A 20,894-nucleotide genomic window follows, 5' to 3' on the forward strand; every position below is an offset into this window, starting at 1 on the left:
CGCACGACCTGCACGAGAGAGGGGCGGTGACGGGCCGACCCGTCACCGCCCCTCTCTGCACGCAGATCCGCATCACCGTGCGCAGCACGATCTCGTCGTACGACCTTCTACACCCTCGAAGAGACGATCTAGACGAGACCGAGCGCGCGGACCGCGTCACGTTCTTCGACGAGCTCGGCGACCGAGGCGTCGATGCGCGCTCGCGAGAACTCACCGATCTCCAAGCCCTGGACGATCTCCCAGTCGCCGCCGTGCGAGACGACCGGGAACGAGGACACGAGGCCCTCCGGCACGCCGTAGGAACCGTCAGAGACGATCCCGGCGGAGGTCCAGTCGCCCTCGCGCGTCCCGTTCACCCAGTCGTGCACGTGATCGATCGCAGCATTCGCCGCCGACGCGGCCGACGAGGCGCCGCGCGCCTCGATGATCGCCGCCCCACGCGTCGCCACCACCGGGATGAACTCGTCGACGAGCCACGGCTCGTCGGCGGTGAGGGACGTCGTGGGAGAACCAGCGACCTTGGCGTGGAAGATGTCCGGGTACTGGGTCGCCGAGTGGTTGCCCCAGATCGTCAGACGCCGGACCTCGTCGACCGAGACCCCCGCACGTTTCGCCACCTGGGTCAGCGCACGGTTGTGGTCCAGCCGCGTCATCGCGCTGAACCGCGAGGACGGGACGTCCGGAGCGTGGGACGCCGCGATGAGAGCGTTCGTGTTCGCCGGGTTCCCGACGACGAGCACGCGGATGTCGTCAGCCGCGCCCGCATTGATCGCCTCACCCTGCGGCTTGAAGATCCCCCCGTTGGCCTCGAGGAGATCGGCACGCTCCATCCCCTTGGTCCGGGGGCGTGCACCGACGAGAAGGCCGATGTTGGCACCGTCGAAGCCCTCACGGGGATTGTCGAAGATGTCGATGCCGGCGAGCAGCGGAAAAGCACAGTCGTCGAGCTCCATCGCTGTGCCCTCCGCCGCCTTGACGCCCTGCGGGATCTCCAAGAGACGCAGCCGGACGGGGACGTCCGGCCCCAGGAGCTGGCCGGACGCGATCCGGAAGAGCAGCGCGTAGCCGATCTGGCCGGCAGCACCGGTCACGGTGACGTTCACGGGGGTGGGGCTCATGTCACAACTCCTTTGTCAGAACACAGACCGGCCAGCAGGCAGGCGCAAGAGAACGAGTGCGTGACCGCTGACCACGACAGACGTCTCAGGTCAACGATCACGCACTCGGCGGGGAATTGCTACCTCAGGCGAGGCGTGCCGCGAGGTTCTCGTCCAGCGCTGCGAGGAACGCCTCGGTGGTGAGCCACTCCTGGTCCTTGCTGATGAGGAGCGCGAGGTCCTTCGTCATCTTGCCGGACTCGACCGTCGTGATGACGACGTCTTCGAGCGTCTGGGCGAAGGTGATGACCTCAGGCGTGCCGTCGATCTTTCCACGGTGCATGAGCCCGCGCGTCCACGCGAAGATCGACGCGATCGGGTTCGTCGACGTCGGCTTGCCCTGCTGGTGCTGACGATAGTGACGCGTCACCGTGCCGTGAGCCGCCTCGGCCTCGACGGTCTGGCCGTCGGGCGTCATGAGGACGCTCGTCATGAGACCGAGCGAGCCGAAACCCTGCGCCACGGTGTCGGACTGGACGTCTCCGTCGTAGTTCTTGCAGGCCCAGACGTATCCGCCCTCCCACTTCATGGCCGACGCGACCATGTCGTCGATCAGGCGGTGCTCATAGGTGAGCCCGGCGGCCGCGAACTGCTCGGCGAACTCCGCGTCGAAGACCTCCTGGAAGAGATCCTTGAACTGGCCGTCGTAGGCCTTGAGGATCGTGTTCTTCGTCGAGAGGTACACGGGGTAGCTGCGCTGGAGACCGTACGCGAACGAGGCACGAGCGAAGTCGCGGATCGAGTCGTTGAAGTTGTACATGCCCATCGCGACGCCGCCGTCGTCACCGTAGGTGACGACCTCGGTCTTGATCTCTTCCGAGCCGTCCGACGGCGTGAACGTCAGCGTCAGCTTTCCAGCACCCGGAACCTTGAAGTTCGTCGCCTTGTACTGGTCGCCGTGCGCGTGACGGCCGATGATGATCGGCTTGTTCCACCCCGGGACCAGCCGCGGGATGTTGGAGATGATGATGGGCTCGCGGAAGACGACACCGCCGAGGATGTTGCGGATGGTCCCGTTCGGCGAGACCCACATCTTCTTGAGGCCGAACTCCTCGACGCGAGCCTCGTCCGGAGTGATCGTCGCGCACTTGACGCCGACGTGGTGCTCCTTGATCGCGTTCGCTGCGTCGATCGTCACCTGGTCGTCCGTGGCGTCACGGTTCTCGATCGACAGGTCGAAGTACCGAAGGTCGATGTCGAGGTACGGGTGGATGAGACGATCCTTGATGAACTGCCAGATGATCCGTGTCATCTCGTCGCCGTCGAGCTCGACGACCGGCCCTACTACCTTGATCTTGCCCATGCGAGGCACGCTCCTGTATCTCTGGTGATTGCCACCGTCCAGATTACTTGATTTTTCTCGACGTCAAGAGATCTTGCGCTCGATGGTCCGCCTCCTGGGAAGATGACCTGCGTTCATACGCTTCTCAGACTGAGGTGGAACGATGCTCGATGGTGCCGCGCTCTGCGTGACACCTGACGCACACCGCAGTCCGCCCCACCCGAACCTCACACACGACAGGATCCACATGTCTCAGGATGCGTCTGCGCAGCAGACCCTCATCGAGGACCGTACGGTCTCCGACCGTCGGCTCTCCCCAGCAGACGACCTCGCGCGTCCCAGCACCTTCGCGGTCATCGGCGCAGAGCTTTTCGGCACCTTCCTCCTCGTCTTCGTCGGCCTCGGCATCACGCTCTACGCCACGTTGAGCGGCGCCGGCGCGATCGGTATCGCGCTCGGCTTCGGTGTTGCGCTCATGGCCGGCATGGCGTCGGTCGGCCACATCTCTGGCGGACACCTCAACCCGGCCGTCACCCTCGGGTACGCGGTCGCCGGCCGGACCGCCTGGAAGGACGTCCCGGTCTACTGGATCGCCCAGATCGTCGGAGCGGTCGCGGCTGCAGCCACCCTCTTCACCACCATCCCCAAGTCCTTCGCCTCCGGCGAGGGCGCTGCCTACAGCAGCCTCAAGGAGTTCTTCTCCATCACTGCCAACGGATTCGGCGACCACTCGCCGTCGTTGACCGCTGCGAGCGCCGCATTCTTCAAGACGTACATCGACCAGGGCGCGACCCAGGCTCAGATCGACGAGGCCGTGGCCGCCGGCCAGCTCGTCGTCCCGACGTTCGCGAAGTTCGACGCCGCCGCCGTCGGCATCATCGAGATCGTGGCCACCGCGCTCTTCGTCGGCGTCATCCTCGCCGTGACGGACAAGCGGTCGCGCGTCCGTTTCACGTCCGTCGTCGTCGGTCTGACGTTCGGCTTCCTGCTCCTGCTCGCCTACCCCCTCTCGGGTGGATCGCTCAACCCCGCCCGTTCGCTCGCTGCTGCGCTGTTCTCCGACAGCTGGGCGCTCAGCGACGTGTGGATCTTCTGGGCCGCGCCGCTCGTCGGCGCCGTCGTGGCCGCGCTGTTCTACCGCGGCTTCACGACGACCGAGCCCGTGGTCGAGTACGTCTACCGTGACGACGCCCTCGAGGGCGAAGACGACGACGTGAACGTCGTCACCGAGGTCGAGACCGCCGGGGTGGTCGTCGTCACCGAGGTCGTGACTGCCGACGAGCCGTCCACCGAGACGGCCACCACGGAGCCGACGAGCCCGGAGCCTGAGACCACGGAGCCCGTGAGCCCCGAGCCTGAAATCACGGAGCCTGCGGTCACAGAGCCCGCGAGCACCGAGCCCGCGACCTCCGCTGCCACCTCCGGCGAGCCTGTCCCGAGCAGCGAGGCTGCGACGGAGCCTGCTCCCACGCCCGAGGCTGCTCCCGCACCCGAGATGGCTCCGACGTCCGAGACCGCTGCAGCGACGACCCCTGAGGTCGCCCCTGCAGCGACGCCCGAGGCGACGCCGGCTCCGGTGAAGAAGGCCCCGGCCAAGAAGGCTCCGGCCAAGGCCACCACTCCCCGGAAGGCCCCGGTCAAGAAGGCCACGGCTGCTGCCAAGGCTCCCGCCGCTGACGCGGTGCCTGCCACCGACGCTGCCCCCGTGACGGAATCCACCGCCACGCCAGGCACCGTCGACAGCGGATCCGACGGTTCGGCCGAGTCCACGAAGTAGCACGACAGGCCGATGCCCGGCGTCGTCTGCACCAGCCTGTGGTGCAGACGACGCCGGGCATCGTCGTACCTGGGCGCTCCCGTGGGCTCGACCGTCGGGCGCCGCGGCAGACTAGATGTTCGGAGCAGTCTGCGCGAGGACGGCGATCATCAGACCGAGGGCCGCGAACATGAAGACGTCGACGGCGCGGGAGCGGACGGTGATCCCGATCGGTCCGGGACCAGGGATCACAGCACGCGCGACGCTTCCCCCGACGAGGAGCGCGGCCAGAGCCAGCGCCGACTCGCGCGCACCGAAGACGAGCGCGACGAGGACCACTCCGACCACGCCGACGCACACGACCCACATCGCGGTCTCGCGGCGCACCACAGGCTTGGGAGCATGCCGGGGAGACTGCGCACTGTCCACCCCGACGCCCGTCGGGCGCCAGGCGACCGGGCCGTCAGCGTCCTCTGGTGCCACGCCGGGCTCCTCCGGCTCGTCGACCGGCCCAGGGCTCGGCCGAGCCTGCGCTGCGCTCTCGCGCAGCCTGCCCAGTCCTTCGTCGTCGACCATCACGCTACCCGTCGCATTCACACGCTCTCCACCGCACTGAGACTACCGTTGCCTCCATGCACCTCACGCCTTCGTCCGTCCCTGACGTGCGTCCGATGCCGTCCTCGATCCTCGTGGTCGGTGCTGGCCTGGCCGGTGCGCAGACCGTCGCTGCGTTGCGCACGCACGGTTTCAGCGGCAGGTTGACGGTGCTCGGCGACGAAGGCCTCCTCCCCTACGATCGCCCGCCGCTCTCTAAGGCCCTGTTCTCACTGCCCGAGCCGGCATGGGTCTCCGACGAGCTGGGCGTCGATGTCACGGTCCTGGCGGACGAGGTCGTCCTCGACGACGCAGCGGCCAGTCTCACGGTGGGAGCGCGCGACGCGACCGTGCGGACCGTCGGCGGGCGGGCGATCACCGCTGACGTGGTCGTCGTGGCCTGCGGTTCTCGCCCTGTTCGGCCGGTGGACTGGAGACCTGCGCTCTCGCTGCACGACGCGCACGACGCCGAGGTGCTTCGGGAGAGGCTGCGCCCAGGGACCCGTCTCGTGTGCGTCGGTGCTGGCTGGATCGGTGCCGAGGTGGCCGGCGCTGCCGTCGCGGCCGGCTGTCGCGTGAGCGTGGTGGAAGCGGCTCCGGTGCCGTTGCACCGCCAGCTCGGCGACCGTGTCGGCGCGCTGCTGACCCCGTGGTTTGCGGCGGCGGGGGTCGACCTCGTGACGTCGAGCGCCGTGACGAGCGTCGGTCCCGAGGGCGTGAACGTCCTCACCGGTGACGGGAGGGCGCGCCTCGTCGAGGCCGATGTCGTCCTTGCAGCGATCGGGGCCAGACCTGCCACGGACTGGTTGCAGGGTGTCCTGCCGATGGACGCCCGTGGGGCGATCGAGACCGGCGCCGACGGACGGGTGCTTTCCCATCCCGACGAAGGCGCGGTGGAGCGTGCCCCGGTGTTCGCCGTCGGCGACTGCGCCACGCGTGAGGACCCTGCGTGGGAGCGGGTGCCGGGCGGCCACTGGTCCGCAGCCCTGCTCGACCCCGACCGGGTGGCACGCAGCGTCCTCGGTGTGCCACCCGTCGGAGCGACGGCGGCACCGTACGTCTTCTCTCGCCAGCTCGGCCACGACCTCGCCCTGTTCGGGCTGCCGGACCCGGCACGCGACCAGGTCGTCCTGCGGGGTGGACCCACGACGCAGGACGAGGGCTGGAGCGCCCTCTACGTCGCCCCGTACGGGGCGGTGACCGGGATCCTCGTGGTCGACTCTCCGCGAGAGGTCGGTGGTGCGCGGCGGCTCATGGCGGACGGACCGGTGACGGTCGACCTCGACCTGGCCGGCGACGCGAGCAGGCCGCTGCGGTCGCTCGTACCTGCCTCGCCTCGAGCCTGAGACCGGGTCGCCGCAGCGAGACCGGTCCGGTGGGCGGGAGCCCACCGGACCGACCTGCTCAGCCTCTCGACCTGCTCAGTGCGCGAAGTGGCGCGTACCGGTGAGGTAGAGCGTGACGCCTGCTGCGTCCGCTGCGGCGACGACCTCGGCGTCGCGCACCGACCCGCCAGGCTGCACGACGGCACGGACGCCCGCGTCGAGGAGGACCTGGAGCCCGTCGGCGAACGGGAAGAACGCGTCGGACGCCGCGACTGCGCCACGGGCGCGCTCAACGTCTCCCGAGCTCGCCCGCTCGACCGCGAGCCGGCAGGAGTCGACCCTGTTGACCTGTCCCATGCCGACTCCGACAGACGCGCCGCCAGAGGCGAGGAGGATCGCGTTGGACTTCACCGCACGCACGGCACGCCATGCGAACTCGAGGTCCGCGAGCGTCTCCGGGTCGGCGGCCGGGCCTGCCGCGAGCGTCCACGACGAGGGCGCGTCGCCGCCGTCCGGGCCTGCGGCGTCGACGCGGTCGACCGCTTGGACGAGCAGCCCGCCGCTGATGGCTCGCGTCTCGATCCCGGCGCGGGGCGGCCCGTCCACCTGGAGGAGGCGGATGTTCTTCTTGGCGGTGAGGATCTCCAGGGCTTCTGGCTCGAAGCCGGGAGCGACGACGACCTCGGTGAACACCGGCGCGATCTGCTCGGCGGCCGCCCGCGTGACGACGCCGTTGGACGCGATGACGCCGCCGAACGCGGAGAGCGGGTCGCACGCGTGGGCCTTGGCGTGCGCGTCGGCGATGTCGGTGCCGACAGCGATCCCGCACGGGTTGGCGTGCTTGATGATCGCGACGGCGGGGCGCGCGTGGTCGTGCGCAGCGCGCCAGGCGGCGTCGGCGTCGACGTAGTTGTTGTAGCTCATCGCCTTGCCGTGGAGCTGGGTCGCCTGCGCGAGGCCGGGGGCTCCGTCACCGTCGGTGTAGAGGGCCGCGCGCTGGTGGGGGTTCTCTCCGTAGCGCAGGACGTCGGAGCGGTTCCACGTGGCCCCGATCCAGGCCGGGAAGCCGGAGGCGACGGGTCCGTCAGGTGTGACGACGGCGTCTGTCGGCGACACGACGCTGCTCATCCAGCTCGCGACAGCGACGTCGTACGTCGCGGTGTGGACGAACGCCTCGGCGGCGAGCGCCTTGCGCTGGGCGTAGGTGAACCCGCCAGACTGCACCGCCTGGACGACCGCGGGGTAGCCGGCCGGGTCGACGACGACGGCCACGCTCGGGTGGTTCTTCGCTGCGGCGCGCACCATGGACGGCCCGCCGATGTCGATCTGCTCGACGCACTCGTCGGCGCTGGCTCCCGATGCGACCGTCGCGGTGAACGGGTAGAGGTTCACGACGACGAGCTCGAACGGCGCGATGTCGAGGTCCGCGAGCTGCTGGAGGTGGTCCTCTTTGCGGGTGTCCGCGAGGATGCCTGCGTGCACGCGGGGATGGAGGGTCTTGACCCGGCCTTCGAGGCACTCGGGAAACCCGGTGAGCGTCTCGACGCCGACGACGGGGACTCCGGCCGCGGCGATGGTCGCTGCGGTCGATCCGGTCGAGACGATCTCGACGCCGGCGGCGTGCAGCGCCTGGGCGAGCTCGCTCAGGCCGCTCTTGTCGTAGACGCTGACGAGCGCACGTCGGACGGGGCGCTGCGCGTCGTCAGAGAGCGCCGGGGCGGCGGCCGTCGGGTGGGCGGACGAGGTGGGTGTGGTCGGGCTGGGTGCTGCAGACATCTGCGTACTCCTGTCGTGGCGGGTCGATCGTGAGGGGCGGAGGCCACGGTGGTCTCCGACGGGTCACTACGAATGCCCAGGCGCCCAGGCGGACGGCGCTGCACAGGGACGATCGGCCGCTCCCCGGTGGTGAACCCCACCCTCGCCAGTCGCGACCGCCACCGATCCTATCGGCTCAGTCGAGATCGATGAAGAGCCCGACGCCTGCGGCTGCCGTCGCGATGGTCACGTCGAAGGTCCGCGCGTAGTCGGTGACGACCTTGTGCAGGTGTCCGAAGAGCTCGGTGCTGATGGCTCCGACGAGGGAGGAGAAGAGGGTGAAGGACCGGAGGGTGGCGACCTCGAGCGCTCGGCGGTCCTCGGGGTCGGTGCCTGCGGTGGTGCCGAGGAACGCGAGGGTGTCGTCGGCGAGCAGCCCGGTGGTGTCGAAGTCGGGTCCCGGGCTCTGGAGGGAGCCGTCGGCGATGGCACCGCGGACGGTCGTCAGGAGGACCTGCCAGATCCGGGTAGCGGAGTCGACGGTCTCCTGCGGGGCCTCGTATCCCGGGACGGGCGTGCCGTAGACGAGCTCGAAGATGCGTGGGTTCGCGATCGCCCAGGCACGGACGCCGCGAGCCACCTCGAGCCAGGTCTGTGCGGCGTCGGCCCCGTGGGCCCGGGCACGCGCGGCGGTGTCTTCGCACACTGCGCCGACGGCGTCGTATCCCTCGATGACGAGGAGGGTGAGGAGCGCGTCGCGGGAGTCGACGTACCGATAGACGGCGGAGGACGCCATGCCGAGGTCGCGTGCGACGGCGCGGAGGGAGAGCGCCGCTGCTCCCTCGGTGTCGAGCCGTGCTCTGGCTGCGGAGACGAGCTCGGCCATCACTTCTGCGCGTGCACGGTCGCGTGCGGTACGGGGAGCGTTCATCAGGACAGTCTGCCTTGCGAGAGCGCTGCTCGCACAGCCGATCACTGCTCTTGACAGCGTCAGGACACTTCTGCGAGCATCGATCACATTAGAGAGCAGTGCTCACACTTTGGAGAGAACCATGACCCTGCACGTCATCCTCGGCAAGGGGCCGATCGGCACCACCACCGCAGCCCAGCTACTCGCGGCAGGCGACGAGGTCCGCATCGTCAGCCGCTCAGGACGCCCCGAGAAAGGAGACGCCTCGACCGCCGGAGCCCAGCACGTCGCCGCAGACGCGGCCGACGCGGCACACCTGGTCCGCGCCACCCAGGGCGCCGACGTCCTCTACAACTGCGCCAACCCGGCCTACCACCGCTGGCTCACCGACTGGCCACCGGTCGCCGAAGCGCTCCTCGCCGCTGCCGAGGCACACGACGCGATCCTCGTCACCGCCGCCAACCTCTACGTCTACGGCCCCACGAATGGCCCGATGACCGAGACGACCCCGATGTCCAGCACGCTCCCGAAGTCCCAGGTCCGCGCCGACATGTGGCGCGAGGCCCAGCGCCGGCACCTCGCCGGTCGCGTCCGCGCGACCGAGGTCCGCGCGAGCGACTACATCGGACCACGCGCCCTCGTCACGTCCCACGTCGGCGAACGCCTCATCAGCCCCCTCCTCGCTGGACGCACGATCCGTCCCATCGGCAACGCCGACGCCCCGCACACCTGGACGTACCTGCCAGACCTCGCCGCAGCGCTCGTCGCCGCCGGCCGGACGGAGAGCGCCTGGGGCCACGCCTGGCACGTCCCCTCGCCAGAGCCGCGCTCGTTCCGCGAGGTCGCCGACATCTTCGCCGTCGCCGCCCGGCGCGCCGGCCCTGTCCCCGAGCCCCGGGTCAGCGCCATCCCCCTGTGGGCGATCGCAGCAGCAGGCGCCGCCGTCCCGATGATGCGCGAGATCCACAAGATCGGCTACCAGTTCTCGCGGTCGTTCGTCATGGACTCGACCGCGTCGCAGCACGCCCTCGGCCTCTCCCCCACGTCGTGGAAGGCCATCGCGAGCGAGACCCTGGACTGGTGGTACGCCGCGCAGCCGGTGTAGGAGGACGCCTGTCAGAGAGTCGGCGACACCGTCCGGTCGCTCCCGACGACGGCGTCTCGCCCGTCCACGTGCAGGCCACCCCGGGCGATGCGCCCGACCCACTCCACGAGCAGACGACGCTCCTGCGTCTTGATCCGCTCGTGCAGCGTGGCCTCGTCGTCGTCGGGCTCTACGGGAACAGCGACCTGCGCGATGATCGGCCCGGTGTCGACCCCTGCATCGACCACGTGCAGCGTGCACCCCGTGACACGCACCCGGTAGGCGAGCGCGTCACGGACACCGTGCGCACCAGGAAACGCCGGGAGGAGCGCCGGGTGGGTGTTGACCGTCCGCCCCCCGAAACGAGCGAGGAAGGCCGGGCCGAGGATGCGCATGAACCCTGCGCTCACCACGTAGTCGGCGTGGAAGACGGACACGGTCTCTGCCAGAGCCACGTCCCACTCGCCGCGGTCGGCGAAGGACCGCGGCTCGACGACCGCGCTCGCGACACCGGCGTCGCGAGCGAGCTCGAGCGCTCCGGCCTGGGGCGTGTCCGTCACCACGGCGACGACGCGTGCGCCGTACCCGGCGTCGTCGTGCGCGGCCAAGAGTGCGGCGAGGTTGCTGCCACCACCCGAGGCGAGGACGACGAGCCGCGCGGTCGCCGAGCCTGTCCCGACCACCTCGACAGCGTGGCCAGACGGCGTGCGCACGCCCTTCGCGTGACCGTGCGCGGTCGGGTTCGATCGGGGAGCAGGGCGCGATGACGTCACCCCCGGAACTCTAGCCGGTGAACGTCTCACGACGGCGAGGCACCTGCGGAGATGGGCGACAATGGTCACATGGCAAACCCGTACGCGCCGAAGCCTCCGGGCAGCTCCGCCCCTCCTCGCGACCACGAGGACCCACCCACCGGACCGCCACCCGACGGGCAGGGCAGCGACGCACCGGCCAGCCGGCCTCCCGAACGGCAGAAGGACGGCAGCCGACGCCGCACACCACGCACGCCTGTCGACCCCGCGATCATGGTTCCCCTCTCACGTCGGATCATGCTCTTCGCCCTCGTCCTGCTGGCGTGCCTCCTCCTCAGCACCGCACCGCTCCCGTGGCGGATGGGCAGCGTCGCGCTCGCGGCGGCCGCCCTCGTCCTCGGCGGGACGGCGCTCCGACGCGCCTGGCGCGCCAAGGTGCGCGGCGCGCTCATCGTCGCGATCGCCGCCGGGATGGCGGTCTCGGTGACGCTCGGTCTCGCGACGCTCGCCGTCATCCCGGTCTGGGACATCGAGATGGCACGCCAGACCTGCATGGACGGGGCGATCACCCACTCGGCCCAGATCGGCTGCTTCACCGACTACCGCGACGCGCTCGAGACGTATCAGGACTCCCTCACGGGGTAGGGGCGCTGCTCCCGTCCGCGGCAGCCCCGGCGCCACCGGGGCGGCGCGCCACCAGGCGGCGCAGCGCGCCGTGCACCTCCGGCCGCACCGCGACGAGGACGAGAAGGCACCCGAGCGCGACGAGCGCCGCGACGCACAGCCCGACGAAGGTTCCTGACGCACCGACGTCCTGGAGCCGGCCAGGACCCGCAGCACCTGACGCGAAGGCGACGAGCGCCCCGCTGAGGACCCCAGCCCCGAGCCCGCACACCGGTGCCAGCACGAGCACGTGCCACCACGCGATCCGCTCGAGCGCGCGATGGACGACCAGCCCTGCGACGACGCCCACGACCACCACGACGACCGGTGCCCATGCGCCCGGCCCACCGCCCGCCGACGGACCAGGGAGCGCCCCGAGGAGCGGGAGCGCCGGGAGCGGTCCCGACGTGACGCCCTCGATCCCGAAGTGTGTCCCCGTACCGACCGCGAAACCGGGACCCGCGAGCCACGTGAGCGCCCAGACGACGAGGTCCGGGACGAGCGCGAGCTGGGCGACCGCGAGCGACACACCGCTCAGCCCGTCGAGCCCGAGCGCCGCGACGACGTCCCGGCTCGCAGACCGGCCGGAGAGCACCCACACGAGCACGAGGAGCGAGGACGTCAGGACGAGCAGCGCAGCGGCGACGAAGGCACCGCGCAGGCCGACGGAGAGGCTCAGCGGCAGCCGCCCGATGAGTGCGGCGGAGCTCCGACGGAGGTGACCGGCGTCCGGGCGCGTGAGCACCCCTGCCCCGAGCCCGAGAGCCCCGACCAGAAGACCGCCTCCGAGCGCGGCGACCACCTGGGAGACCTCGCCCGCACCCGCCACGAGCGCGACGAAGCAGACCCCGACCGTATAGGCGAGCACCCCCGCGACCAGGGCCGGCCACGTCGATCGCATCGTCCGGCGAGCCGAGGCGAACGCTCCGAAGACCGCGACGGCGCTCAGCCCCAGCGGGACGAGCGTCAGGGTCGCCGGTCCGGTGACGAACGGGACCCCGTGGGCGAGCAGCCAGACGCCGCTCGCTGTGCCCAGCGCCCCGCCCCACGGTGTGGGCTGGTCACCGGCCTGGGCCGCACCGGCGACCGCGATCGCGACCGCCGGGACGAGCATCACCGCGAGCGAGAAGAGGAATGCTTGGACGCCGCTGAGCGCACCCGACACCCACGACGACGGTGCGCCGGGGACCGAGCCCGACGAGGAGTCCGACGGGAAGCGCTGCTCGAGGGTGCGCCGGAACGCACCGAAGCGGTCGACGACCACAGGCTCCGGTGGCGGCGACGCGGCGGGGGGGCGTGGGGACACCCCCTCATGGTCCCCCGAGAGGTCCGCACGCCGCGGCAGGCAGTCCGGCGAGCCGCCCGAGAACCACGCACCGGCACCGGCCCGCGAGCCGGAGCAGCCCGTGGGACGACGAAGGGCCGTCCTGCACGTGGCAGGACGACCCTTCAGGCTCGCGCCCGTGACGGCTACGCGAGGGTGGTGCAGATGGTGCAGGTCAGGACAGGATCTCGCGCATGAGCGCAGCCGTCTCGGACGGCGTCTTGCCGACCTTGACGCCGGCGGCCTCGAGCGCTTCCTTCTTGGCCTGCGCCGTGCCCGACGAGCCGGAGACGATGGCGCCAGCGTGGCCCATCGTCTTGCCCTCGGGTGCGGTGAAGCCTGCGACGTAGCCCACGACGGGCTTCGTCACGTGCTCCTTGATGTATGCCGCTGCACGCTCTTCGGCGTCGCCGCCGATCTCGCCGATCATGACGATCGCAGCGGTGTCGGGGTCGGCCTCGAACGCCTCGAGAGCGTCGATGTGCGTCGTCCCGATGATCGGGTCTCCGCCGATGCCGATCGCGGTGGAGAAGCCGAAGTCCCGGAGCTCGTACATCATCTGGTACGTGAGCGTCCCCGACTTCGACACGAGCCCGACCTTGCCCGGGCCCGTGATGTTCGCCGGGATGATGCCGACGTTGGAGAGTCCGGGGCTGATGAGGCCGGGGCAGTTGGGGCCGATGAGCCGCACGCCCTTCTCCTGCGCGAGCGTGAAGAACTCAGCGGTGTCCTTGACGGGCACACCCTCGGTGATGATGACGACGAGCGGGATCTGAGCCTCGATCGCCTCGACCACGGCGGCCTTGGTGAAGGCCGGCGGGACGAAGATCACGGAGACGTCAGCGCCTGTGGCGGCGATCGCGTCGGAGACCGACCCGAAGACCGGGACGTCCACGGTGGACTCGCCCGACGCGAAGGACACGGACGTGCCGGCCTTGCGCGGGTTGACGCCGCCGACGACGTTGGTGCCCGAGGCGAGCATGCGCGTGGTGTGCTTCTGCCCCTCGGAACCGGTCATGCCCTGGACGATGACCTTGGAGTCCGCAGTGATGAAGATTGCCATGGTGTCTGCTTCTGCTCTCGTACTCGGGCCGTCAGGCGTTCGTCGCGGCAGCGTGGGCGAGCTCGGCCGCCTTGTCGGCGCCGCCGTCCATCGTGTCCGCAATGGTGATGAGCGGGTGAGCGGCGTCCGCGAGGATGCGGCGGCCCTCCTCGACGTTGTTGCCGTCGAGACGGACCACGAGCGGCTTCGTCGCGTGGTCCCCGAGGATCTCGAGCGCCTTGACGATGCCGTTGGCGACAGCGTCGCACGCCGTGATGCCACCGAAGACGTTGACGAACACCGACTTCACCTGAGCGTCACCGAGGATGACGTCGAGCCCAGCAGCCATGACCTCGGCAGAGGCGCCGCCCCCGATGTCGAGGAAGTTGGCGGGCTTGACGCCGCCGTGCTGCTCACCGGCGTAGGCGACGACGTCGAGGGTGCTCATGACGAGCCCTGCCCCGTTGCCGATGATGCCGACGGTGCCGTCGAGCTTGACGTAGTTGAGGTCGTTCTCCTTGGCCTTCGCCTCGAGAGGGTCGGCCGCAGCGGTGTCCTCGAGCTCTGCGTGGTCCGCATGACGGAACCCTGCGTTCTCGTCGAGGGTGACCTTGCCGTCGAGAGCGACGATGGAGCCGTCCTCGGTGCGGACGAGAGGGTTGACCTCGACGAGCGTCGCGTCTTCCTCCTTGTAGACCGTCCATAGCTTCTGGAAGGCGTCGGCGATCTGCGCCTTGATGTCGTCCGGGAATCCGGCCGCGGTCGCGATCTCGTCGGCCTTCGCCTGGTCGATGCCCACGAGCGGGTCGACAGCGACGCGTGCGAGGGCCTCCGGGCGCTCGACAGCGAGCTGCTCGATCTCCATGCCGCCCTCGACGCTCGCCATGGCGAGGTAGGTGCGGTTGGACCGGTCGAGGAGCACAGAGAAGTAGAACTCCTCCGCGATCTTCGCGCCCGCCGCGATCATGACGCGGTGGACCGTGTGGCCCTTGATGTCCATGCCGAGGATCTCTGCAGCCTTCTCGGCGGCCTCGTCGGGCGAGTGGGCGAGCTTGACGCCGCCCGCCTTTCCGCGGCCTCCGGTCTTGACCTGCGCCTTGACGACGACAGTTCCTCCGCCGAGCTTTTCTGCGCCTGTGCGAGCTTCTTCAGGGGTGGTGGCGACCACTCCCCCAAGCACGGGTACGCCGTGCTTCTCGAAGATGTCGCGCGCCTGGTATTCGAACAGGTCCACCCTGCTGCGTCCTTTCGTCGACCGGTACACAGGTGTCTCGACATCGAGACACTTTCTCCACAGCGTAGTGCCGAACGTCCTCTGGTGGTGCCCCCACGAGTGTTTGCTCGGCCACAGTGTGCTTTTCGGGACAGATCAGGCCCTTCCGGCAGACGCCGGCATGGCACCACCCTCGGACGGCTGGACGACGACGAAGCCCGGGCCGTAGAACGAGTACTGCACCGCTTCTCCGGACCCGCCACGGAGCATCGACCTGACGTTCATGCTGTTGACGAGGGTGGGCGTGATGCTCGCCGACCAGCAGACAGCAGCATCCGTGTCGACGAAGACCGGCTGCTGCGAGCAGTCGAGGATGAGGGGCGGCCCGTCGGAGGTGAGCGCGACCGTGCCGTGCCCGCCGACGACCGTGTTGAACAGCCCACCACCCATGATCCCGGCACCTCGGGTGCGGTGCACGTCCCACGTGAGACTCGCGTCGAACGCGAGGATCGAGCCACCACCCACGCTGATGCCCTCGCCTTCGAGGAGGAGCGTGAAGATCGTGCTCGCCGCGCGTGCGAAGTAGACCTCGCCCTGGCCGGCGACGCGCATGAGCGGCTGGTCCTCGGACGTGACGACGCGCTTCATGAGCTTGGCCACGCTGCCCGCACCCTCGTGGTGAAAGGTGACCGTCCCGGTGTAGGCGACCATGACGCCCTTCGCCGCCAAGACGTCGGGCCCGAGCGCCACCTTGAGCATCTTGGAGCTCTGGAGCGTGTATCGCTCGCCGGTGTTCACCGCATTGTGAACCTGGTTGAAGAGTTCGCTTCGCATGGTGACGAGTATGCGTGCAGTCGGCTGTGTCAGAGCTTTGTGACGGGGGCGAACCTCAAGAGCAGGCGCTTCTGGCCGTCAGCACCGAAGTCGATCTTCGCGACCGCCTTGGCTCCGGCGCCCTCGACGGCGACGACCGTACCGAGACCGAACGAGTCGTGCGTCACCCGGTCGCCGACCGCGAGGCTCGGGATGTCTCCCTCGGCCTTGCCCCCGCCCGCACCGAAGCTCGGGCTCGTGGGCTCGGCCTGCTTCTTCCAGGACGAGACCGTCGGGGTCGACGAACGCCCGCGGGCCGTGCCGCTGCCGATGGGTGCACCGAAGTCGTCGTCGTCGGACGAGCGCCGACGGGTGCCAGCGCCGTAGCCTCCCGAGCCGTACCCGCCGGTGAAGCCACCCGGTCCGCGCAGGACCGACATGCTCGACTCACGCCGCCGCCAGTCCCACAGCTCGTCAGGGATCTCGTCGAGGAACCTGCTCGGCGGGAACTCGTTCGGGGTCCCCCACGCCGACCGGACCGCGGAGCGCGAGATGTAGAGCCGTTCACGGGCGCGGGTGATCCCGACATAGGCGAGGCGGCGCTCTTCGGCGAGCTCCACCTCGTCGTGCATCGAGCGCATGTGCGGGAACGTGCCGTCTTCCATGCCGGTGAGGAACACCACCGGGAACTCGAGCCCCTTGGCCGTGTGCAGGGTCATGAGCGTGACGACGCCCGGGTCCACCGTCGGGACGCCCTCGTGGCCGTCGTCGTCGCTAGAGGGGATCTGGTCGGAGTCCGCGACGAGGGACACACGCTCGAGGAAGTCGGTGAGCGTCCCGTCGGGCTCGGACTCCTCGAACTCGCTCGCGACAGCGTGCAGCTCGGCCAGGTTCTCCACCCGGGTACCGTCCTGGGGATCGTCGCTGCCCCGTAGGTCAGCGAGGTATCCCGTGCGGTCGAGCACCTCGCCGAGGACTGTCGCGGGGCCGGCTCCGGTCTCGGCGAGCTCGCGCAGCCCGTACATGAGGTCGCGGAAGGTGCGCAGCGGGTTGAGCGCACGAGCGGTCAGGCCCGGGATGTCTTCGACATGGTCGAGGGCCTCGCCGAACGAGGAGCGGTTGCGCTCCGCCTGCGCGACGACCATCGCTTCCGCGCGGTCGCCGAGACCACGCTTGGGCACGTTGAGGACCCGACGGAGACTCACGTCGTCGTCGGGGTTCGCGACCGCGCGCAGGTACGCGATGACGTCCTTGATCTCGCGCCGCTCGTAGAAGCGTGTGCCACCGACGACCTTGTAGGGCAGCCCGACGCGGATGAGCACCTCTTCGAGCGCCCGCGACTGGGCGTTCGCGCGGTAGAAGATCGCGACGTCACCCGGGCGCACGCCGTCGCTGTCCCCGAGCCGGTCGATCTCCTGCGCGATGAACCGGGCTTCCTCGTGCTCGTTGTCCGCGACGTAGCCGATGATCTTCGCGCCGTCGCCGGCGTCGGTCCACAGCCGCTTGGCCTTGCGGTCCGGGTTGCGCGAGATCACCGCGTTGGCAGCAGAGAGGATGTTCTGGGTCGAGCGGTAGTTCTGCTCGAGGAGGATGGTGCGTGCGCTCGGGTAGTCGGCCTCGAACTCGAGGATGTTGCGGATCGTCGCACCGCGGAAGGCGTAGATCGACTGGTCGGCGTCACCGACGACCGTGAGCTCGGCGGTGCGGGAGTCGCTGATCGCTCCGGCGAGCTCACGGACGAGCGTGTACTGCGCGTGGTTCGTGTCCTGGTACTCGTCGACGAGGATGTGACGGAACCGGCGTCGGTAGTGCTCGGCGACCGCGGGGTGCTCCTGGAGCAGCCGGACGGTCGACATGATGAGGTCGTCGAAGTCGAGCGCGTGGGCCTGGCGCAGCCGCGCCTGGTAGCGCGTGTAGACGTTCGACAGCGTCTGGTCGAAGTCGTTCGCGGTCGAGCCCGACGGGTCTGCAGCACCGGACTCCAGCGCGTAGCGCTCCGGGGTGACGAGCTCGTCCTTGAGCGAGGAGATCTTGTGGCTGAGCTGCTTCGCCGGGTACTTCTTCGGGTCGAGGTCGAGCTCTCGCAAGACCATCGTCAGCAACCGTTGCGAGTCCGCAGAGTCGTAGATCGAGAAGCTCTGGCGCAGGTCGAGCGCCGCCGCCTCCCGGCGCAGGATCCGCACGCACGCCGAGTGGAAGGTCGAGACCCACATCCGGCCTGCAGCCGGCCCGACCAGGGCCGACACCCGCTCGCGCATCTCGGCGGCAGCCTTGTTCGTGAAGGTGATCGCGAGGATCTCGGCGGGGCGTGCTCGCCCGGTCGCGAGGAGGTGCGCGATGCGGTGGGTGAGGACGCGCGTCTTGCCGGAGCCTGCCCCAGCGACGATGAGCAGCGGCCCGCCGCTGTGGACCACGGCTTCGCGCTGCTCGGCGTTCAGCCCCTCGACCAGTGCGGCAGTCTGCTCCGCTCCCGCGGCCCGGACGTCCTGGGCCGATTCCTCCCACGCCACCGTCTGCGCCGCCGACGCCCGCGCCGAAGCGCGCGCGGGCGGAGCAGGTTCTGGCGCGCCGTCGTCCGAGCCGCCCGCCGGAGACGTCAGGGGCGTCGCGGGCTCGGGCACACCGAACGCAGCGTTGAAACCAGGAAGGTGATCGAAGAGCGATGTCATAGACATACAAGCCTAGGCCGGGTCGCCCACGCTGCTCGCCACGACCTACCGGGTGAAGGCCGCCACGGCTGTCTGGAGCTTGTCCGAGGTCTCGGCCAGCTCGCGCGCAGCATCACGGATCGTGCCGATCTCGCGGGACGTGGTCCTCGACGCGTCCTCGACGCTCTGCAGGGTCGTGGCGATGCTCCGCCCGCCGCCGGCGACGGCCGCGACCGTCTGCGCCATGGTGTTCGTCGTCGCGGTCTGCTCCTCGACCGCGCCGGCGATCGTCACCTGGAAGTCGTTGATCCTGCCGATGATGTCGGAGATCTGCGAGATCTCTCCTGCCGCCTGCTCGACCGCGCTCTGGATGGCGACCACCTGCTCGGAGATCCCGTCGGTCGCTCGCGCAGTCTCCTGGGCGAGGTCCTTGACCTCCCCCGCGACGACCGCGAACCCCTTCCCTGCGTCGCCGGCGCGTGCGGCCTCGATCGTCGCGTTGAGCGCGAGGAGGTTGGTCTGCGCCGCGATCGACGTGATGACCTTCACGACGCTGCTGATCTGGGCCGACGACTCACCGAGCGCGCTCACCGTCCGGTTCGTCGCGTCAGCAGCCCGGACCGCGTCCGACGCGATGCGTGCCGCCGAGTGCGCGTTCTGGGCGATCTCCGCGATCGAGGCGCCCATCTCGCTGGCTCCGGCCGCCACCGAGTCGATCCCCGAGGAGACCTCGCTCGCAGCCCCTGCGACCGCGACGGTCTGAGCCGTCGCGGAATCTGCCGCTGCCGCGATGCCGTCGCCGCTCTCGATGAGCCGAGACGCGGCGGTCGCGAGCTGGTCGGCCACCACCGAGACCTCTGCGGCTACGGAGGAGGACCGGTCGAGCATCGTGTTGAGCGAGACTGCGAGGTGCTCGAGCTCTGTGCGCCCGCGCCCCTCGTCGAGGCGGGCATTGAGGTCACCAGCAGACAGGACGTCGGCGGCGCGGCGGATCGGGCGCACGATCGACCGGGCGATCCCGACGCACAGAACGGTGGTGACGACCATGATCGCGGCTGCGCTGAGCAAGAGCCTGCCTGCGTCGGCGAGCGCTGCACCCTGGACGTCGTCCACATAGACGCCTGACCCGAGGATCCAGCCCCAGGGCTCGTACCCCTTGACGAAGGAGACCTTCGGCTGGGGGTCCTCGGAGTCAGGCTTGGGCCACTGGTAGGCGACAATCCCAGCGCCGTCAGCCGCGACGACGTCGACCATCTCGACGAAGAGGAGCTTGCCGTCGGGGTCGGCGTTCTGCGACAGGTCTGTGCCCTCGAGCTCCGGCTTGATGGGATGCATGATCATCGTCGGGCTCATGTCGTTGATCCAGAAGTACTCGCTCTCGGAGTACCGCAGGTCCCGCACGGCGGCGATCGCGGCGGCCTTCGCCTCGTCTTGGGTCATGCTGCCGGACTGTGCCTGCGCACCGAAGTACTCGATGACGCCGGACGCGGTCTCGACGACGGTCCGGGTGGCGTCCTGCCGCTCGGACATGATCCGGTCGCGCACGATGAGCGACGCGACGAGAGACAGGGCTCCCATCCCGACGGCGGACAAGACGACGACGACCACGAGGCGGGTCATGATCGACGTGGAGCTCAAGCGTGACATCAGTGGCACTCGCTAACCTCGGGTATGCGGTCAGCAACCCATCGACCGCACGCACCGGTTGATGAGGTTCACGTCACGAGCAGCCCCACCACCCATGCTCCGGTCGCCACCAGCGCCCCGGCGAGCTCGACGACGATCGTGATTCCTGTCGCTGCGAGCGCCGCCTTGGTCGAGGTCCAGGCGAGGCGCTGGTCGTGGCGGCGGGAGAGCTCGGCGAGGTAGACGCCGCCGACGAACCCGATGGGGAGCCCGACGACCGGGACGACGAAGAAGCCGACGATGCCGAGCACGCCTCCGACGACGAGGGTCGAGCCGGGCACCTCGGCGTTCTTGAGGTGCCGTCCGGCGAGCACGTACTTGATGATCGCTGCGACGACGACGGCGACGAGACCGACGCCGAAGACGACCCATGCGGCGACCCCTCCGGTGACGGCGGACCAGACGCCGACAGCGACGAGGACGATGATGCTGCCCGGGATGATCTGGGTGACCGCACCGAAGAGCCCGACGAGGATGACGAGCCCGACGAGGAGCTCGAAGAGACCGTTCATCTAGACGAGAACCGCGATGACGATGTTGACGAGGGTGAGCCCGCCGATGGCGTGCTTGACCCCGGGGGCGACGTCGGTCCCCTTGCGGCGGGCGACGACAGCGAGGGCGGTGACGGCGAGCGCGACGAGGAGCTTGATGGCGACCTTGGTGGTGTTCGGGTCGTGGACCTCGTCGGAGGCGCTGGCGATCCCGACCATGAGGATGCCCGTGACGAGCGCGGTGAGGACCCCGTGCAGGGTGCCGCGGTAGACGCCTGGGTCTTTGAGGGTGGCGAACCAGCCACCGAGGACGATGGCCCATCCGACGAGGTGGAGGACGAGGAGGAGGTCGTACAGGATTTCCATGTGCCGATCGTAGGGACTCGTAGTGTGCGGGGC

The 20,894-nt window shown here is 69.7% G+C and carries 18 protein-coding genes and 1 riboswitch; of the genes, 4 read left to right on the forward strand and 14 right to left on the reverse strand.

The annotated features are described in order from the left end of the window. Positions 1-128 precede the first annotated feature (128 nt). Together ATL42_RS08775 and ATL42_RS08780 are read right to left on the reverse strand one after the other, a co-directional pair. Positions 129-1,118: a malate dehydrogenase gene (locus ATL42_RS08775; RefSeq protein WP_098455018.1), complete on the reverse strand. Its 990-nt coding sequence runs from the start codon at positions 1,116-1,118 to the stop codon at positions 129-131. A gap of 124 nt (positions 1,119-1,242) precedes the next feature. Next, positions 1,243-2,460 (reverse strand): NADP-dependent isocitrate dehydrogenase, encoded by a 1,218-nt coding sequence (locus ATL42_RS08780; protein ID WP_098455019.1) that lies wholly within the window; start codon positions 2,458-2,460, stop codon positions 1,243-1,245. Positions 2,461-2,686: 226 nt separating this feature from the next. Between ATL42_RS08780 and ATL42_RS08785 the strand changes: the two genes are divergently transcribed. Next, positions 2,687-4,216 carry an MIP/aquaporin family protein gene (locus ATL42_RS08785; RefSeq protein ID WP_169925370.1) on the forward strand — a complete coding sequence of 510 codons (1,530 nt, stop codon included), beginning with the start codon at positions 2,687-2,689 and terminating at the stop codon, positions 4,214-4,216. A gap of 111 nt (positions 4,217-4,327) precedes the next feature. Here ATL42_RS08785 and ATL42_RS08790 read toward each other — a convergent pair whose 3' ends face one another. Beyond that, positions 4,328-4,792: a DUF3017 domain-containing protein gene (locus ATL42_RS08790; RefSeq protein ID WP_143556723.1), complete on the reverse strand. Its 465-nt coding sequence runs from the start codon at positions 4,790-4,792 to the stop codon at positions 4,328-4,330. Between the two features lie 35 nt (positions 4,793-4,827). Here ATL42_RS08790 and ATL42_RS08795 point away from each other — a divergent pair, with 35 nt between their 5' ends. Next, positions 4,828-6,135 carry an NAD(P)/FAD-dependent oxidoreductase gene (locus tag ATL42_RS08795; protein WP_245862357.1) on the forward strand — a complete coding sequence of 436 codons (1,308 nt, stop codon included), beginning with the start codon at positions 4,828-4,830 and terminating at the stop codon, positions 6,133-6,135. A gap of 75 nt (positions 6,136-6,210) precedes the next feature. Here ATL42_RS08795 and purH read toward each other — a convergent pair whose 3' ends face one another. Both purH and ATL42_RS08805 read right to left on the reverse strand, forming a co-directional pair. Further along, the gene (gene purH, locus ATL42_RS08800) at positions 6,211-7,890 is read right to left on the reverse strand and encodes a bifunctional phosphoribosylaminoimidazolecarboxamide formyltransferase/IMP cyclohydrolase (RefSeq protein ID WP_098455022.1); all 1,680 of its coding nucleotides are present in this window, start codon (positions 7,888-7,890) and stop codon (positions 6,211-6,213) included. 75 nt (positions 7,891-7,965) lie between these two features. Continuing rightward, positions 7,966-8,053, reverse strand: a riboswitch (ZMP/ZTP riboswitch). A gap of 12 nt (positions 8,054-8,065) precedes the next feature. After that, positions 8,066-8,800 (reverse strand): TetR/AcrR family transcriptional regulator, encoded by a 735-nt coding sequence (locus ATL42_RS08805; protein WP_098456456.1) that lies wholly within the window; start codon positions 8,798-8,800, stop codon positions 8,066-8,068. A gap of 121 nt (positions 8,801-8,921) precedes the next feature. Between ATL42_RS08805 and ATL42_RS08810 the strand changes: the two genes are divergently transcribed. Beyond that, positions 8,922-9,884, forward strand: a complete 963-nt coding sequence (locus ATL42_RS08810) for an NAD-dependent epimerase/dehydratase family protein (protein WP_098455023.1) — start codon at positions 8,922-8,924, stop codon at positions 9,882-9,884. 11 nt (positions 9,885-9,895) lie between these two features. Here ATL42_RS08810 and purN read toward each other — a convergent pair whose 3' ends face one another. Next, positions 9,896-10,576: a phosphoribosylglycinamide formyltransferase gene (gene purN, locus ATL42_RS08815; protein WP_098456457.1), complete on the reverse strand. Its 681-nt coding sequence runs from the start codon at positions 10,574-10,576 to the stop codon at positions 9,896-9,898. Between the two features lie 129 nt (positions 10,577-10,705). Here purN and ATL42_RS08820 point away from each other — a divergent pair, with 129 nt between their 5' ends. Further along, positions 10,706-11,260: a hypothetical protein gene (locus tag ATL42_RS08820; RefSeq protein ID WP_143556724.1), complete on the forward strand. Its 555-nt coding sequence runs from the start codon at positions 10,706-10,708 to the stop codon at positions 11,258-11,260. Here ATL42_RS08820 and ATL42_RS08825 read toward each other — a convergent pair. From ATL42_RS08825 to ATL42_RS08860, 8 genes are all read right to left on the reverse strand, one after another. Further along, positions 11,250-12,584, reverse strand: a complete 1,335-nt coding sequence (locus ATL42_RS08825; protein WP_143556725.1) for a cell division protein PerM — start codon at positions 12,582-12,584, stop codon at positions 11,250-11,252. The genes ATL42_RS08820 and ATL42_RS08825 overlap by 11 nt on opposite strands. Positions 12,585-12,777: 193 nt before the next feature. Then, on the reverse strand, positions 12,778-13,665 hold the full coding sequence (gene sucD / locus ATL42_RS08830) for a succinate--CoA ligase subunit alpha (RefSeq protein ID WP_098455026.1): 888 nt from the start codon (positions 13,663-13,665) through the stop codon (positions 12,778-12,780). Positions 13,666-13,696: 31 nt separating this feature from the next. Beyond that, entirely contained in the window at positions 13,697-14,878 is a 1,182-nt protein-coding gene (gene sucC, locus ATL42_RS08835; RefSeq protein WP_098455027.1) for an ADP-forming succinate--CoA ligase subunit beta, read from the reverse strand. Positions 14,879-15,013: 135 nt separating this feature from the next. Beyond that, positions 15,014-15,691, reverse strand: coding sequence for an AIM24 family protein (locus ATL42_RS08840; RefSeq protein WP_098455028.1), 678 nt, complete (start codon positions 15,689-15,691; stop codon positions 15,014-15,016). A gap of 29 nt (positions 15,692-15,720) precedes the next feature. Further along, a complete protein-coding gene (pcrA, locus tag ATL42_RS08845; protein WP_245862359.1) occupies positions 15,721-18,339 on the reverse strand; it encodes a DNA helicase PcrA in 2,619 nt (872 codons plus the stop codon). 45 nt (positions 18,340-18,384) lie between these two features. After that, positions 18,385-19,965 carry a methyl-accepting chemotaxis protein gene (locus ATL42_RS08850; RefSeq protein WP_098455029.1) on the reverse strand — a complete coding sequence of 527 codons (1,581 nt, stop codon included), beginning with the start codon at positions 19,963-19,965 and terminating at the stop codon, positions 18,385-18,387. A gap of 68 nt (positions 19,966-20,033) precedes the next feature. Then, positions 20,034-20,516 carry a DUF456 domain-containing protein gene (locus ATL42_RS08855; protein WP_098455030.1) on the reverse strand — a complete coding sequence of 161 codons (483 nt, stop codon included), beginning with the start codon at positions 20,514-20,516 and terminating at the stop codon, positions 20,034-20,036. Then, on the reverse strand, positions 20,517-20,861 hold the full coding sequence (locus ATL42_RS08860; protein ID WP_098455031.1) for a hypothetical protein: 345 nt from the start codon (positions 20,859-20,861) through the stop codon (positions 20,517-20,519). Positions 20,862-20,894 lie beyond the last annotated feature (33 nt).

The organism is Sanguibacter antarcticus (assembly GCF_002564005.1).
Classification (GTDB): domain Bacteria; phylum Actinomycetota; class Actinomycetes; order Actinomycetales; family Cellulomonadaceae; genus Sanguibacter; species Sanguibacter antarcticus.

Excerpts from the sequence above, each read along its gene's own strand:
- ATL42_RS08855 (WP_098455030.1), bottom strand. The coding sequence starts at position 20,516 with ATGAACGGTCTCTTCGAGCTCCTCGTCGGGCTCGTCATCCTCGTCGGG.
- purH (WP_098455022.1), bottom strand. The coding sequence starts at position 7,890 with ATGTCTGCAGCACCCAGCCCGACCACACCCACCTCGTCCGCCCACCCG.
- ATL42_RS08780 (WP_098455019.1), bottom strand. The coding sequence starts at position 2,460 with ATGGGCAAGATCAAGGTAGTAGGGCCGGTCGTCGAGCTCGACGGCGAC.
- ATL42_RS08775 (WP_098455018.1), bottom strand. The coding sequence starts at position 1,118 with ATGAGCCCCACCCCCGTGAACGTCACCGTGACCGGTGCTGCCGGCCAG.
- pcrA (WP_245862359.1), bottom strand. The coding sequence starts at position 18,339 with ATGACATCGCTCTTCGATCACCTTCCTGGTTTCAACGCTGCGTTCGGT.
- ATL42_RS08795 (WP_245862357.1), top strand. The coding sequence starts at position 4,828 with ATGCACCTCACGCCTTCGTCCGTCCCTGACGTGCGTCCGATGCCGTCC.
- ATL42_RS08860 (WP_098455031.1), bottom strand. The coding sequence starts at position 20,861 with ATGGAAATCCTGTACGACCTCCTCCTCGTCCTCCACCTCGTCGGATGG.
- sucD (WP_098455026.1), bottom strand. The coding sequence starts at position 13,665 with ATGGCAATCTTCATCACTGCGGACTCCAAGGTCATCGTCCAGGGCATG.
- ATL42_RS08810 (WP_098455023.1), top strand. The coding sequence starts at position 8,922 with ATGACCCTGCACGTCATCCTCGGCAAGGGGCCGATCGGCACCACCACC.
- ATL42_RS08850 (WP_098455029.1), bottom strand. The coding sequence starts at position 19,965 with ATGTCACGCTTGAGCTCCACGTCGATCATGACCCGCCTCGTGGTCGTC.
- ATL42_RS08785 (WP_169925370.1), top strand. The coding sequence starts at position 2,687 with ATGTCTCAGGATGCGTCTGCGCAGCAGACCCTCATCGAGGACCGTACG.
- ATL42_RS08840 (WP_098455028.1), bottom strand. The coding sequence starts at position 15,691 with ATGCGAAGCGAACTCTTCAACCAGGTTCACAATGCGGTGAACACCGGC.
- ATL42_RS08805 (WP_098456456.1), bottom strand. The coding sequence starts at position 8,800 with ATGAACGCTCCCCGTACCGCACGCGACCGTGCACGCGCAGAAGTGATG.
- ATL42_RS08820 (WP_143556724.1), top strand. The coding sequence starts at position 10,706 with ATGGCAAACCCGTACGCGCCGAAGCCTCCGGGCAGCTCCGCCCCTCCT.